We start from the raw sequence: 13,148 nt of genomic DNA on the forward strand, positions 1-13,148 counted from the left end.
TTGGCAGAATATGGTGATTAAAAACTAGTAAACTAATGACTAACAACTAAATAATATGATTACATTTTTAAACAAAAGCAACATTACCCCAACCATTGAAAAAGATGCCGCTCGCTTGTTCTCATTGTTGAGCAGGCGTTACCAGCAACCTTTATCAAACCTTTTTAATGATGAAGCTCAAGCTCCTTATGTAGTAGGTTATATAGAAGACGGTCGCCTACACGGAATGGCTTCTATGGCTATCTACAGAGTGATTTCAGGCTACAAAGGTTGGATAGAAGATGTAGTGGTAGATGAATTTGCACGTGGCAAAAAAATAGGCACACAACTCATTCAGCAGCTGATAACTAAAGGGAAAGAATTAGGCTTAGGCGAAATATTGCTCTTTACCTCGCCTACTAACGAAGCAGCTATTAAGCTCTATGAAAATGAAGGCTTTAAACGTAAAGGTGCAGAGGTATATGTGAACGCTCTCAAACAAATGTATCCCCCTGAATCTTGATATATTACTATTTCTTTGTATTTTTGCCCTTTAAAAGAAAACTCAAAATACTATGGAATTAGTTCACAAGAATCTTGTATTGCCTAACAATGGCAAAAAATTATTGTTACACACTTGTTGTGCACCTTGTTCAGGTTCAATTATACTATCTATTCAGGGGTCGGGGATCGACTTTACTATATTTTTTTACAACCCTAATATCCACCCTAAAAAAGAATACGAAATCCGTAAAGACGAAAATATTCGTTTTGCCGAAAAATATGGTGTACCTATTGTAGATGCTGAATACGACACCGATAACTGGTACGCACGTGCCAAAGGTATGGAATTTGAACCCGAACGCGGTAGCCGTTGTGCTATGTGTTTTGATATGCGTATGGAACGCACCGCCTTGTATGCTCACGAAAATGGCTTTGATACCATTGCTACTTCTTTAGGTATTTCACGCTGGAAAGACCTCAACCAAGTGAATGAAGCAGGCAAAAACGCTGCTAACAAGTATGAAGGTCTTACTTATTGGGACTACAATTGGCGCAAAAACGGAGGCTCTGCCTGCAATATGGAAATCTGTAAGAATGAAAAGTTTTACCAACAAGAGTATTGTGGTTGTGCTTTCTCATTGCGCGATGCTAACAAATGGCGCGTTGCCAATGGTAGAGAGAAAATACGCATAGGAGAAAAATACTACGGAAATTAACTAATTTGCTAATTTCTAAATTTGCTAATGAATATGATAACTCCAGAAGAATTTTCAGAAGGTCGTATCTTGCTTATTGATAAACCCTTACAATGGTCGTCGTTTCAAGCGGTGAACAAAATCAAATGGGCAATACTCAAACACTATAAGCTCAAGAAAATAAAGATAGGGCACGCAGGAACATTAGACCCGCTTGCCTCTGGTTTATTGGTGATTTGTACCGGTAAATTTACCAAAAAAATCACTGAAATACAAGATGCTGTAAAAACCTATACGGGTACTATCACCTTGGGAGCTACTACCCCTTCCTACGATATGGAAACCGAAATAGATACTCGCTACCCTACTGACCATATCACTCCTGAACTGATAGAACAAGTGCGAAAACAGTTTATGGGTGAGCTTGTGCAAACCCCACCTGTATTTTCGGCTATAAAAAAAGAAGGCAAACGCCTCTACGAATTTGCTCGCGATGGCAAAGAAATAGAAGTACCTCAGCGCACTATTTACATTCACAATTTCACTATTGATGCAAGTCAGTTTCCTGAGTTGCACTTTGAGGTGGTATGTAGTAAAGGCACTTATATACGTTCTTTAGCAAAAGATTTTGGTAAAGCCTTAGGATCAGGAGGCTATCTATCGGCTTTGCGACGCACCAAAATAGGTGATTTTTCAGTAAGTGATGCCATAAGTCCTGAGGAGTTTGTCAGTACTCATATTCCTGACCTCAGGAAACACCCCCTTCCTCCTATTATTCTTACTACTGTGGTAGGTGAACCACAAGAAAATAAAGTTCTCAACGACCGTTTTGCCAATCGCAATAAAACCATCAACAGTCAGTTTGAACGTGAAGAAACACCTCCCTCCCACCCTACTGGCGAGTTGAATATGGAGGCTATATTTCCAAGACGAAAAGCTCAAAAAACTTCTGGGTTACAGTATGAATTACGCGCTTTTATGCGAATGTTCACTAATACTGATAAGGCAATTACTATCACTTTGCTCATACTCTTCTGTACTGTACTCACCCTTATGGTAATACAATTGAACGACAAGAAGAAAGAAATAATGATAGAAATGGCACTTACCCCTGATGATTTACCTCAAGAGCCCCCACAACCTGAAGAAACCTCTCCTAATGCCGATATTCCTACTAACAATACCAAACTCACTACCAATGCTTACAACCAAGCAGATGCTTCCTTACAACACACTGATGATTTCAAAACTTTAGACGAAATTATGGCTGAACGTGCTGCTCAGGAAATGGCAGCTGCCAAAGAAGAATTAGTAGCCAACCAAAAAATGGCAGGCGACCTCATTATCACCGATCACAGTTTGCAAAACACAACTAATACTCCTAAAATAAGTGACAAAGTCAATAAAAATACTTTAGTAAAATACGCCTTAGCTGGTAGAGTAGGAAATATTCCGAATCCTGTGTTTACTTGTGAACGTGATGGAAAAGTGGTGGTAAGTATCATTGTGGACGAAGCAGGGCGTGTGACTAAAACAGCTATTGATAGAGCTAATTCCACAACTACCGATGATTGTTTATTAGAAAACTCATTACTCTACGCTCAAAAAGCTAAATTCAATGCGGTGAGTGGCAAAAAAGAACAAACAGGCACTATTACTTATATTTTTCAGAGCAAAAGATAACAAATTATGACTATATTTCCACGATTTTTATACCTCATCCTGCTTGCAATAGCAGTGGTAGCTTGCAAAAATACGCCTAATGACGGCAAAGATTTTAACATAGAAATCTTTCCTAAAAAGAAAGAATACCACTTAGGTGATACTCTTGTGGTGAAAATCACACACCCAAAATTCAGTGAGGCAATTACCAAAACTTCTTTTCAATTTCATCAACAGCATTTAGAAGCTCAAGGCGATACTATCGTACTGCACGCTCTTCTGTCGTTAGGCAAACAGCAACTAAAAGTTACTGCTCATACTACCAACGGACAGCAGTACACCGTACAAAAACAACTATTGTTATTAGCCAAAGATGCTCCTAAAATCTATACATACAAAATCATCAATGAGTATGCACACGACAAGAAGGCTTATACACAAGGATTAGAATTCATAGGTGATACGCTTGTAGAAAGTACAGGGCAATACGGCGAATCATCTATACGCAAATGGAATCCGTTTACAGGGGAAGTCTATAAAAATATACCTTTACAACCTTCATACTTTGGCGAAGGTGCTACTGTTTTTAAAGGTAAAATACTGCAACTCACTTGGAGAGAACAAATAGGAATGGTATACGACAAAGATTTGAATTTTCAGAAGACCTTCACTTATGGTAAAAGTAAAGAAGGTTGGGGGCTCTGCCATAACGGAGAAGACAAACTCTACAAAAGTGATGGTAGTGAAAAAATTTGGTTACTCCATCCCGAAACTTATACTGAGATTGATAGCTTACAACTCTGCACTAATAAATCGCTCTACACTTATGCTAATGAATTAGAATTTGCTAACGGAAAGATTTATGCCAATACTTTCTTAAAGGACGGCATAATGATTATCAATCCCGAAAATGGTGCTATTGAAGGTGTGATAGATGTACGCGGACTCAAAAATAAAGTAGAGCAAACTCCTGATGTGGATGTACTCAATGGCATTGCCTATCACCCTAAACGTCAAACTTTTTTCATTACGGGTAAGAATTGGAGTAAAATTTTTGAAGTAGTTTTCTTACCTTCTAACAACTAAACAGTAACAACTATACTGCTCTTTCCATTGCCTTTCTTTTGTACTACTACTTTCACAGCAATGCGCTCTACCATTTCTTGTACATGAGAGATAACCCCTACTTTTTTCCCTTGATTTTGTAGGCTTTCCAATGCATCTATGGCTACAGAAAGCGTTTCGGAGTCTAAGGAGCCAAAACCTTCGTCTATAAAGAGGGTTTCTACATTCATTTTAGTAGATGAGAGTGAGGAAAGTGCCAAAGCCAAAGCCAGAGATACTAAAAATGATTCTCCTCCTGAAAGTGAATAAACCGAACGCACCTCAGCACCCATATCGTTATCTACCACCTGCAAACTTAAAGAATTAGGAATGCGTTGCAAAGTATAACGCCTATTGAGATAGCGCATTTGCACATTGGCGTATTGCAAGAGCATATCAAGAGTATATTCCTGAGCATACTTACGGAATGTGTTACCTGTACTACTTCCTATAAGGTCGTTGAGCAAACTCCAGCGATGGGTGAGTTTTTCCTTTTCTTCTTTAGCTATATGCAATGTTGCAGCGGTAGCACGCTGCTGACTATCAGTTAAAAGCCTACTTTTTTGAGTAACTACAGCCTCACGTAATGTATCTTCTTCAGCTGTTTGAGCTACCAATTGCTGTATGGTAGCTTCTTCTGTAAGGTCAAGTGGTCGTTTTTCTTTTAATTGTTCAAGAGCATGTTGTTTTTCTGTAGCAATAGTATTGTATTGGGCTATGCGCTCGTTTAACGATTGAAGGGCTTGCCTTTCTGATTGTAGCCATTCGTGAGAGTGATTTGCCCACTCTAGCATCTTTCTTCTTATAAACTCTATTTGCTCAGAAGGGTAAGCAGTAAGCCATTCTTCTATTGTAAGAGTCGCCTCAGTTATATGAGTTTGCGATTGCTGTTGTTGCGTTATTAAGGTTTCTAAAGTCTTTTCATTAGCTGTCAGTTTTAGCAAAATAGCATTGTATTGCTGTTGGTTTTGCTCTAATCGAGATGTTAATTCATTTATTTGTTTCTCAAAAGTAGCCTCTACCTCTTGAGCCGATTTTCCTTCTAACAAATTGTTACGTTCTTCTTTCATTTTTTGCAACTGAATTTGCTCTTTTGTAATACGCTCCGTCAGTTCAGTGAGTTCTTGCTGGAGCACTTGAGCCGAAGAAGAAAGCTCTGTACGCTCTTGCGTGAGTTCTGCAAGGCGTTTTTTGTATTTTTCGAGACAAGCCGAATGTGTTTCCCAATCGGTTTTAGCTGTAACAACCTGTTTTTGAAATTGTGCAATATCTGTTTGCCAAAGATTGAGCCAAGCAACCGAAAGTTGCAAATTTTGCAACTGTTGAAAATATTTCTGGCTTTGTTGTTCACAATTCTGAGTGTCTTTTGCAAGAGTATTCAGCTCATCGGTGAGTGATTTGAGTTGGTTAAGCACTTCAAAAAGCGTTTCAGTTTCTGCTAAAAGATGCTCTATTTCAGAAATTTTACATGTGATATAAGGATCTATTTCAGCAGTGGGATAAGCCATATAATAATACACCGATTGTGTTAAGTGCTCGTACTCTTGGTTGTATAATGTCGCGTATTCAGCATTTTGTGTGGTTTGCTGTGCTATGCGTTTTTGCAGTTCTTTAAGCTCTGTTTCTTTGGTAATTAAGTCTTTCGTAAGCGACTCTAAATGCTTTTTGGCAGTGAGAAATTCTTGATGTACCGTATTGATAAGATGTTCGGCGACAGCCTTGTGAGCATTGGGGTGGTGTAGCGCCCCACATACAGGACAAGCCTCTCCCTCCACCAAATGTTCACGCAAAAACGCTACATCTTTGGTATTTTCTATTTGTGTTTTTTGGTAGATACGCTCAGCAGTGTCACAAGTAATTTTGGCTTCTGCCTGAGCTGTTTGCAATTGTGTTATAGCCTCTTCCGTTTGATCTTGTGTATGTTGCAACTCTTGTAAGAGTGATTCTCCTTGTATTTTCTGTGCTTCATATTGCATCATTCGTTTTGCCACTTCTCTATCCGATTGATACATTTGCAAAGCGGTGAGATAATCCTTTTGTTGTTTAGCAAGAGCCTCTACATCTATTGAGGGGAGATTTTCAATAGCGTGTTGAGCTTTCAGGTTAGAGAGTTGTTGTGTAAGGCGTTCTTCCGTTTGCTTGTAGGCAGTTAGTTTTTCGTTGAGCAGTTGCTGGTCGGTTGCGAGTTGCTCTAACCACAGCGCATTGCGGTACAATTGAGCCTCATCGGGGTGAGTATTGAACCATTGTTCTTCTGTTTGAATGTAACTCTCCCCTTTTTGGATATGTTCCACTACTTTTTCAAGTTCCGTTTCTTTAGTTTGTAAAACAGATTTTTTAGTGTTGTACTGTTGCTGATGTTGCAATAGCGCATTTTGTTGTTCTGTGAGACGAATATCCAGTTCCTTTGCTTTAGCGATAGCAGGTTTGGCTTTTTCAAAAGTTTTTTTGGCTGTTGTCAAATCCTTTTCAATAGTCTCTTTATCACTGGAAATAAGAGCCTTATCGGTAGTAAGTTGTTCTTTTTCTAAAGTAGCTTGCTCTAATTGTTGTATGGTGAGTGCTAATTTTTCGCTTTCCTTTTGCTGGGTGAGGATATCCCCTTTTACAGCTTGCAACTGCTCCACCATAGCAAGCTGAGCAAAACGTTCTGACTGAGAGATTTTTTCCTGCTCGGCTATTTGTTTATTTTCAAGAGCCTCTTGCCATTGTTGTGTGTACAATTTCTGATTGTCAAACCACTGTTGTTGAGCTCTTAAGGCAGTAAGCGACGACTGCAAATTGTTTAATTGAGCTTCATCAGCAGCGAGTTGAGTAGATAGCGTTGTGCGTTCATCTTCCGTTAAGAAAACGATATTTTCAAGCTGTTTTTCTAAGAGTTGAAGTTCGTTTTTGTGTTGTTTATAACATTCGTGTATCTGTTTAGAAACGCGTGTATAAATCTCAGTACCTGTGAGTTTCTCTAAAATATCCGAACGTTTATCGTCGTTTGCTTTTAAGAAAGAAGTAAAATCGCCTTGTGCTAAAATCACCGATTTAGTAAACTCATCAAAAGTTAACCCTACGCATTCGCGAATCTTTTCGAGTACGAGTGTTTTGCGATTTTCGGCAATTAAGTGGTTATCAGTTAAGCAAGTGAGTTGCATTTTCTCGTTTTGGATAGCCCCCGAGGGTTTGTTGTAAGCGCGACTCACCTGCCATTCGGCTTCGTAAATCTTGCCATCAACCGCCTGAAATACCACTTTGGCATAGCCCGAAACAGCCCCTTTGCGCAAGAGGTGTTTCACGTTGTTAGCCTTTACCTCTACCCCACTATCGGTAATAGCAACGGAACTCTGGGTAGCAGCCAATCGAGGAGTATCGTTGTAAAGGGCGAGGCAAATAGCATCTAAAATAGTAGATTTTCCTGCACCTGTAGCCCCCGTAATAGCGAATAACCCCACCGATTTGAGAGGTTTAGCTTCCAAATTGAGAGTAAAAGGGCCTTCGATAGAGGCAATATTATGGAGAGAGACGGAGAGTATTTTCATAAGAAAAAAACCTCCTTAAGGGGAGGTTTTTAGAAGTTGCTATGTTATTTTTGGAACTTAGCGTATTTGTTTTTAAACTTATCAATACGTCCGGCTGTGTCAATAAGTTTAGATTTACCTGTGTAGTAAGGGTGAGAAGTGCGAGAAATTTCCAATTTTACTAATGGATACTCAACCCCATCTACTTCAATAGTCTCTTTAGTTTCTACGGTAGACTTTGTGATGAAGATATCGTCGTTAGACATATCTTTGAAAGCCACCAAACGATAAGATTCTGGGTGAATTTCTTTTTTCATTGCAATGTTAAATTTTTATTACGTAATTTTTTCAGGGCGCAAAGGTACGATTATTTTTCGAAATGGCAAATTTTAATGAATAGTTTTTAGAAGTTGGGAGTTGAGGGTTAAGAGACTGAAGAAGATAGATTTTTAAAAATCAATTAGTTACAACATATTGATTTACAAAGAACATTAAAGTGTATTGATAAGTATTAAACGAGAAAGAGCTGATAACTAAGCTTTAAAAACTTGTTACTTGATAAATTATTTGTATATTTGCACTCTATAATAATTAGAAAACTACATCCCAATGAAAACAGAACAAGAATTAGCAGAATTTTACGAGCGATTGAAAAACGAACTTTTAGAAACAAGTTTGTGGCCTACTCGCTACCTCTATAAATTTATCATCCCTAAAGACGAGGCTAAATTAGCGCAATTAGAGGATGTTTTTAAAAATACTGATGCCGAAATTACCACACGCCCCTCAGCAGGCAATAAATACACAGGAGTTTCGGTAAGCCTCACCGTAAAAAATCCCGATGAAGTAATTGCTTTTTACAAAGAAGCTGGCAAAGTAGAAGGAATTTTATCACTATGACAACCTTAGAATACAATACCGAACGCCCGCACTTGCACATCCCTGAATACGGGCGATACATTCAAAAAATGATTGAAAAAGCGGTACTTTTAGAAGACCGCGATGAACGCAACCGCACAGCTCGCAGCATCGTTGCCGTAATGGGTAACCTATTCCCCCACTTGCGCGATGTACCCGACTTTCAACACAAATTGTGGGATCAATTGTTTATAATGTCGGGCTTTCAGTTAGATGTAGATTCTCCTTACGAGAAACCTACTCCCTCTACTCTACACAAGCACCCCGACCGCTTAGAATATCCACAACACCGACTCAAATATCGATTTTATGGCAATATCATCCTTAGGCTCATCAACACTTGTGTGAAATGGGAAAAAGGCGATTTACGAGAGGCTTTGGAGTATTCCATCGCTAACCATATGAAAAAATGTTTCCTCACTTGGAACAAAGAAGCGGTAGACGATAGTGTAGTGTTTGAACACCTTTACGAATTGAGTAAGGGACGGATAGATTTGCGCAAAAGGAAAGAAGACCTTTGGGACAGTCAAGCATTGATACGTACCAAAATGAACCTCACTCGCCGCTCTATACCGCAGCAGAACCAAAATCAACCCCATCAGCAACATCAACAAAACAAAAAAGTTTTTACTAATAAATTTAATAAAAAGAATAACAATGGGCGTATTTAAGATAGAAGGAGGACATATTCTTAAAGGAGAAATTACTCCTCAAGGTGCTAAAAACGAGGCATTACAAGTGCTTTGTGCTGTTCTACTCACCGACCAAAAAGTTACTATTCACAACATCCCCGACATTCAGGATGTGAATAAACTCATTTCTTTACTCGAAAATTTAGGTGTAAAAATTCAAAAAGTAGGAAAAGGTTCTTATAGCTTTCAGGCAGATGAGGTGAATATTGATTACTTAAAATCGGAGTCTTTTCATACCGAAGGGCAAGCCTTGCGCGGTTCTATTATGGTAGTAGGACCACTACTCACGCGTTTTGGCGTAGGTTATATTCCTAAACCTGGGGGAGACAAAATAGGTCGCCGCCGCCTCGACACCCACTTCGATGGCTTTATCAAATTAGGCTCCCATTTTGAATATGACGAGAACAACTATACTTATAGTGTAGTAGCCGAAAAACTACACGGTACTTATATGCTTTTGGAAGAAGCCTCTATTACAGGTACTGCCAACATTATTATGGCAGCAGTATTAGCTGAAGGTACTACCACCATCTACAACGCTGCTTGTGAGCCTTATGTACAACAGCTTTGCCGTATGCTCAATGCTATGGGGGCTGATATACAAGGTATTGGCTCTAACCTTATCACTATCAATGGAGTGGAACGCCTAAATGGTTGTACTCATACCATTTTGCCCGATATGATTGAAATAGGTAGCTGGATAGGGTTAGCGGCTATGACCCGCAGCGAGATTACTATCAAAAATGTGGGGTGGGAACATTTGGGTATTATGCCTACTATTTTCCAAAAGTTAGGTATTTCCTTCGAAAAGAAAAATGACGATATTCATATCCCCGCTCACACTAATGGCTATGAGATTCAGAACTATATCGATGGCTCTATCCTTACTGTAGCCGATGCCCCTTGGCCTGGTTTTACTCCTGACTTATTAAGTATTGTGCTGGTAGTCGCTACTCAAGCACGTGGGGAGGTGCTCATTCACCAAAAAATGTTTGAAAGCCGACTCTTCTTTATCGATAAGCTGATAGATATGGGAGCTAAAATTATATTGTGCGACCCACACCGCGCAACAGTTATTGGCAACGACTTCAAATCGCCTTTGCGCGCTACCCTAATGACTTCCCCCGATATACGTGCTGGTATCGCCCTACTCATCGCAGCCTTATCAGCCAAAGGTACTTCTACCATCTATAATATAGAACAGATAGATAGAGGTTATGAAAATATTGATGGGCGACTCAAAGCATTAGGTGCTAATATTGTGAGAGTCAATTAAAAAACAATAATATGGAAACATTAGCAAAAACCATAAACCCTATTATTTGGGAAAAAGCGCAATCTTATGCTCAAGAGAATGGTATAGATCTTTTAAACTATATAGAAAAGCAACTGAAGAGTTTGTACATTCAAGAAGAGATTTTTCCTAAAAAAAGAAAAGATAGAGATATCAATGTTCTTTTGGATAGTATTACAGGTGTTCTACCCGAAATGACTGATGAAGAAGTAAAAGAAGAATGCGCCAACTATATTGAAGAAAAATACTTTGCTTTAGGATGAAAAGAATTTTTTTAGACACCAATATTTTATTAGATTTGGTGATGAAAAGACATAGTTTTTATCAAGAAGCTAAAAGATTATTTGATTATTGTGAGCAAAGAAACATAAAAACTTATATCTCAGCAATTTCTATTGCAACAATAAATTACTTATTATCAAAAACCTATAGAAAAGATGAAGTAAAAAGAATATTGGAAATTATTTATGATATTACTGAAATACTTCCTTTTTATAAAGAAATTATTTTTACAGCTCATTATTCTAATTTTAAAGATTTAGAAGATGGTTTTCAATATTTTACAGCTAAAGAAAACAATATAAATATCATCATAACACGTAATCAAAAAGATTTTAGGGTAGATGATATTTCAATACTAACACCTAAACAATTTTTGAGAACTTTTTAACTAACAACTAAAGACTAATGAATTACAATTTTGACGAAGTAGTTTGTAGAAAACATACAGATGCCTTAAAATTAGAGGCATTAGCTCCTCGCTGGGGGCGCACCGATTTGCTACCAATGTGGGTAGCCGATATGGATTTTAAAACACCTCCTTTTATTGTAGAGGTGATGAAAAAACGTATGGAATGCGAAATCTTTGGCTATACTGCTAAGCCTGAGAGTTGGTATGAAGCAATTATCAGTTGGCAAGCTCGTCGCCACCAATGGACGATTGCTAAAGAAATGATTTCATTCGTTCCTGGGGTAGTTCCTGCCTTGGCTATGGCTGTGCAAGCCTTTACTGAACGCGGTGAAAAAGTAATGATTCAACAACCGGTATACAATCCTTTTGCCCAGGTGATTCGCAACAACCACCGCGAATTAGTGAACTGTCCACTTGAATTGAAAGACGGACAATATCACATCAATTTTGAAGTATTTGAAGAAAAGATAAAAGGTTGCAAACTCTTCCTTTTCTGTCATCCTCACAACCCTGGTGGACGCGTATGGACACGTGAAGAATTGCAGAAAGTAGCTACTATTTGTGCTCAAAACAATGTAATAGTAGTTGCCGATGAAATCCACGCCGACCTTACCTTACCACCATATCAGCACATCCCATTTGCTACTGTAAGTGAAGAAGCTGCACAAAACTCGGTAGTATTTGCCTCTCCGAGCAAAGCTTTTAATATGGCAGGTTTAGCTACCTCGTATGCCGTGATTGCCAACCCTACCCTACGCCGACGTTTTGAAAGTTATGTAGAGGGGAATGAATTAGCCTCAGGAAATGTTTTTGCATTCAACACTGTGGTAGCAGCCTATAACAAAGGTGAAGAATGGCTACAACAAATGCTCAACTATGTACAAGGGAATGTTGATGAAGTAATACATTACATCGAAAAATACATACCACAATTAAAAATAATTGTACCCCAAGCTTCTTACTTAGTATTTATAGATTTCAGTACATTACAACTCAGTCAGAAAGAAATTGTAGCCCTATGCACTGATAAAGCACATTTAGCCCTAAATGATGGAGCTATCTATGGGGAAGAAGGCAAAGGTTATATGCGTATAAATTTAGCTTGTCCGCGAAGTGTGGTAAAACAAGCCTTGATACAACTAAAAGAAGCCGTTCGGTCTATAAACTGATAATAAAAAACGAGGTTTTTACACCTCGTTTTTTATTATTATAAGTATTGATTTTTCTTAGGTTTCAAAATATCTATCATTACAGCAATGATAATGAGTAGCACTCCTATGATAAGATTTGTTGTAAGACTTTCTTGCTGGAATATCCAAATACTGATAGCCACTGCTACAATGGGTTCCATTACCCCGATGATAGCTGTAGGAGTAGAACCTATTATTCTGATAGCATAAATAAGGGTGATGATAGAAAACAGGGTAGTTACTATACCGAAACTTGTGAGTAGTAAACTCATTTTTACTTCTGGAATGGGGAGAGGGGTACCTATAACCCATAGTTTTACAAGAAAATAAACTGAAGAAAATAAGGTAGAATAAAACGATACTTTTATTCCTGAAGCCGATATTTTAGATTTATTGACAATGAGCATATAGAGTGCATACGAAATTGCACCAAGTAGTGATACGCCTGCCCCTACATAGTTGATTGAAAAGTTTGTTACATCTTTTACACTGAGTAAGAAAACACCTATTAATACAACAATGAGGGCTATCATTGTGCGAAAGGTAATATGTTCTTTAAAAAAAACACCCAAAGCAAGTGCTACTATTAGCGGATACATAAAAAATATAGTAGAAGCAATACCTGGGGAGAGCAAATCGTAGGCAAGAAAGAGAAATTCAGCTGAAAGGGCGTACAACAATCCTAAAATAAGGAAGATAAACACTTCACGCGGGGTAATATGCAGTGTTTCCTTTCGGTAGAAAAGATAGCCCATAATAAAGAGACTTGTTGTAATGAAACGATAGAAAAGAGCCGCATCTACCGAAAAACCTTGCTGCTTGATAGGAATCATAAACAGCGGAATCATACCATAAGTAACCGCTGAAATAAAAGCTGCTAAATACCCTTTTACTATATCTTTCATAGTAA

At 38.3% G+C, this 13,148-nt stretch carries 13 protein-coding genes; 10 read left to right on the forward strand and 3 right to left on the reverse strand.

The window, feature by feature from the left end; all coding sequences use genetic code 11:
* Positions 1-55 precede the first annotated feature (55 nt).
* From CBG49_RS11435 to CBG49_RS11450, 4 genes are read left to right on the forward strand one after another with little or no spacing between them, the layout of a single operon-like run.
* Entirely contained in the window at positions 56-502 is a 447-nt protein-coding gene (locus CBG49_RS11435) for a GNAT family N-acetyltransferase (protein ID WP_002680907.1), read from the forward strand.
* Between the two features lie 52 nt (positions 503-554).
* A complete protein-coding gene (locus CBG49_RS11440; RefSeq protein ID WP_088594571.1) occupies positions 555-1,199 on the forward strand; it encodes an epoxyqueuosine reductase QueH in 645 nt (214 codons plus the stop codon).
* A 33-nt stretch (positions 1,200-1,232) separates the two neighbouring features.
* Entirely contained in the window at positions 1,233-2,861 is a 1,629-nt protein-coding gene (gene truB, locus CBG49_RS11445) for a tRNA pseudouridine(55) synthase TruB (protein WP_088594572.1), read from the forward strand.
* Between the two features lie 6 nt (positions 2,862-2,867).
* On the forward strand, positions 2,868-3,926 hold the full coding sequence (locus CBG49_RS11450; RefSeq protein ID WP_088594573.1) for a glutaminyl-peptide cyclotransferase: 1,059 nt from the start codon (positions 2,868-2,870) through the stop codon (positions 3,924-3,926).
* On the opposite strand, the gene CBG49_RS11455 is transcribed toward CBG49_RS11450, so the two are convergent.
* Positions 3,923-7,474, reverse strand: coding sequence for an AAA family ATPase (locus CBG49_RS11455; RefSeq protein WP_088594574.1), 3,552 nt, complete (start codon positions 7,472-7,474; stop codon positions 3,923-3,925). The two genes, CBG49_RS11450 and CBG49_RS11455, sit on opposite strands and share 4 nt — an antisense overlap.
* A gap of 44 nt (positions 7,475-7,518) precedes the next feature.
* Entirely contained in the window at positions 7,519-7,770 is a 252-nt protein-coding gene (locus CBG49_RS11460; protein WP_002680810.1) for a type B 50S ribosomal protein L31, read from the reverse strand.
* A 292-nt stretch (positions 7,771-8,062) separates the two neighbouring features.
* Between CBG49_RS11460 and CBG49_RS11465 the strand changes: the two genes are divergently transcribed.
* The 6 genes from CBG49_RS11465 to CBG49_RS11490 are packed head-to-tail and all read left to right on the forward strand — an operon-like array spanning position 8,063 to position 12,217.
* Positions 8,063-8,353 (forward strand): DUF493 family protein, encoded by a 291-nt coding sequence (locus tag CBG49_RS11465; protein ID WP_088594575.1) that lies wholly within the window; start codon positions 8,063-8,065, stop codon positions 8,351-8,353.
* Entirely contained in the window at positions 8,350-9,042 is a 693-nt protein-coding gene (locus tag CBG49_RS11470) for a DUF4290 domain-containing protein (RefSeq protein WP_088594576.1), read from the forward strand. The genes CBG49_RS11465 and CBG49_RS11470 overlap by 4 nt, the downstream gene beginning before the upstream one ends.
* Complete coding sequence (gene murA / locus CBG49_RS11475) at positions 9,029-10,339, forward strand: UDP-N-acetylglucosamine 1-carboxyvinyltransferase (protein ID WP_088594577.1); 1,311 nt, start codon at positions 9,029-9,031, stop codon at positions 10,337-10,339. Before CBG49_RS11470 ends, murA begins: the two co-directional genes overlap by 14 nt.
* An 11-nt stretch (positions 10,340-10,350) precedes the next feature.
* Positions 10,351-10,620 carry a DUF6364 family protein gene (locus tag CBG49_RS11480; RefSeq protein WP_088594578.1) on the forward strand — a complete coding sequence of 90 codons (270 nt, stop codon included), beginning with the start codon at positions 10,351-10,353 and terminating at the stop codon, positions 10,618-10,620.
* Entirely contained in the window at positions 10,617-11,027 is a 411-nt protein-coding gene (locus tag CBG49_RS11485; protein WP_088594579.1) for a type II toxin-antitoxin system VapC family toxin, read from the forward strand. Before CBG49_RS11480 ends, CBG49_RS11485 begins: the two co-directional genes overlap by 4 nt.
* Before the next feature lie 17 nt (positions 11,028-11,044).
* Positions 11,045-12,217, forward strand: coding sequence for a MalY/PatB family protein (locus tag CBG49_RS11490; protein WP_088594580.1), 1,173 nt, complete (start codon positions 11,045-11,047; stop codon positions 12,215-12,217).
* Between the two features lie 38 nt (positions 12,218-12,255).
* Here CBG49_RS11490 and CBG49_RS11495 read toward each other — a convergent pair whose 3' ends face one another.
* Positions 12,256-13,143, reverse strand: a complete 888-nt coding sequence (locus tag CBG49_RS11495) for a DMT family transporter (RefSeq protein ID WP_088594581.1) — start codon at positions 13,141-13,143, stop codon at positions 12,256-12,258.
* Between the last annotated feature and the right edge of the window lie 5 nt (positions 13,144-13,148).

This window comes from Capnocytophaga endodontalis (assembly GCF_002209445.1).
In the GTDB taxonomy this organism is placed as follows: domain Bacteria; phylum Bacteroidota; class Bacteroidia; order Flavobacteriales; family Flavobacteriaceae; genus Capnocytophaga; species Capnocytophaga periodontitidis.

What these genes read in the sequence shown, in the direction of transcription:
- CBG49_RS11495 (WP_088594581.1), bottom strand. Translation starts at nt 13,143, where the DNA reads ATGAAAGATATAGTAAAAGGGTATTTAGCAGCTTTTATTTCAGCGGTT.
- CBG49_RS11440 (WP_088594571.1), top strand. Translation starts at nt 555, where the DNA reads ATGGAATTAGTTCACAAGAATCTTGTATTGCCTAACAATGGCAAAAAA.
- CBG49_RS11450 (WP_088594573.1), top strand. Translation starts at nt 2,868, where the DNA reads ATGACTATATTTCCACGATTTTTATACCTCATCCTGCTTGCAATAGCA.
- truB (WP_088594572.1), top strand. Translation starts at nt 1,233, where the DNA reads ATGATAACTCCAGAAGAATTTTCAGAAGGTCGTATCTTGCTTATTGAT.
- CBG49_RS11455 (WP_088594574.1), bottom strand. Translation starts at nt 7,474, where the DNA reads ATGAAAATACTCTCCGTCTCTCTCCATAATATTGCCTCTATCGAAGGC.
- CBG49_RS11465 (WP_088594575.1), top strand. Translation starts at nt 8,063, where the DNA reads ATGAAAACAGAACAAGAATTAGCAGAATTTTACGAGCGATTGAAAAAC.
- CBG49_RS11490 (WP_088594580.1), top strand. Translation starts at nt 11,045, where the DNA reads ATGAATTACAATTTTGACGAAGTAGTTTGTAGAAAACATACAGATGCC.
- CBG49_RS11470 (WP_088594576.1), top strand. Translation starts at nt 8,350, where the DNA reads ATGACAACCTTAGAATACAATACCGAACGCCCGCACTTGCACATCCCT.
- CBG49_RS11485 (WP_088594579.1), top strand. Translation starts at nt 10,617, where the DNA reads ATGAAAAGAATTTTTTTAGACACCAATATTTTATTAGATTTGGTGATG.
- murA (WP_088594577.1), top strand. Translation starts at nt 9,029, where the DNA reads ATGGGCGTATTTAAGATAGAAGGAGGACATATTCTTAAAGGAGAAATT.
- CBG49_RS11460 (WP_002680810.1), bottom strand. Translation starts at nt 7,770, where the DNA reads ATGAAAAAAGAAATTCACCCAGAATCTTATCGTTTGGTGGCTTTCAAA.
- CBG49_RS11480 (WP_088594578.1), top strand. Translation starts at nt 10,351, where the DNA reads ATGGAAACATTAGCAAAAACCATAAACCCTATTATTTGGGAAAAAGCG.
- CBG49_RS11435 (WP_002680907.1), top strand. Translation starts at nt 56, where the DNA reads ATGATTACATTTTTAAACAAAAGCAACATTACCCCAACCATTGAAAAA.